Origin of the sequence: Aeromonas sp. 604443 (assembly GCF_049170315.1) — a bacterium.
GTDB classification, from domain to species: Bacteria; Pseudomonadota; Gammaproteobacteria; order Enterobacterales; family Aeromonadaceae; genus Aeromonas; species Aeromonas veronii_A.
Window position 1 is genome coordinate 1 of the sequence record NZ_JAAKMI010000029.1, and the last position, 798, is coordinate 798.

General features: G+C 47.0%; 2 tRNA genes and 2 rRNA genes. All 4 read right to left on the reverse strand.

Annotated features, from left to right (window positions below):
- Positions 1-252: ribosomal RNA gene (locus G5380_RS20465) — 23S ribosomal RNA — on the reverse strand; the annotation flags it as partial.
- A 238-nt stretch (positions 253-490) separates the two neighbouring features.
- Positions 491-566: transfer RNA gene (locus G5380_RS20470), tRNA-Ala, on the reverse strand.
- 16 nt (positions 567-582) lie between these two features.
- Positions 583-659, reverse strand: a tRNA-Ile gene (locus G5380_RS20475).
- Between the two features lie 72 nt (positions 660-731).
- Positions 732-798 (reverse strand): 16S ribosomal RNA (locus G5380_RS20480); the annotation flags it as partial.

The window sequence follows — 798 nt, forward strand, 5'->3', positions numbered from 1 at the left end:
TCGCCGCTACTGAGGGAATCTCGGTTGATTTCTTTTCCTCGGGGTACTTAGATGTTTCAGTTCTCCCGGTTCGCCTCTGTTACCTATGTATTCAGTAACAGATACCCAAGTTATCTTGGGTGGGTTTCCCCATTCGGAAATCTGTGAGTAATAGCGTCTCTTACCGACTTCTCACAGCTTATCGCAGGTTAGTACGTCCTTCATCGCCTCTGACTGCCAAGGCATCCACCATGTACGCTTAGTCACTTAACCATACAACCCCAAGAAGTGTCGGTGAAACCGGCACAGCTCGTTGTCGTACAACAAGGACCAAATAAAATTTGGTTTTCGCCAAGAAGTTTCCAAAGCACTTGTAACAAATGTTTGAGAACTACTTTTTAAATCAGCTTTCCAGATTGTTAAAGAGCAAACTTCATAAAGAAGTCAAAGACATAGATTGAACATCGTTCAATGCATGGCTTTTGCTTCTCGCAAAATTCAGTACCGATTATGGTGGAGCTATGCGGGATCGAACCGCAGACCTCCTGCGTGCAAAGCAGGCGCTCTCCCAGCTGAGCTATAGCCCCATAATCGGGAACGAAGTGGTGGGTCTGAGTGGACTCGAACCACCGACCTCACCCTTATCAGGGGTGCGCTCTAACCACCTGAGCTACAGACCCACTTCGTGTACTGTCTCTAAACTTGAATCAAGGCAATCTGTGTGAACACTCAACAACTTCGACATCTTAAGGTAAGGAGGTGATCCAACCCCAGGTTCCCCTAGGGTTACCTTGTTACGACTTCACCCCAGTCATGAAT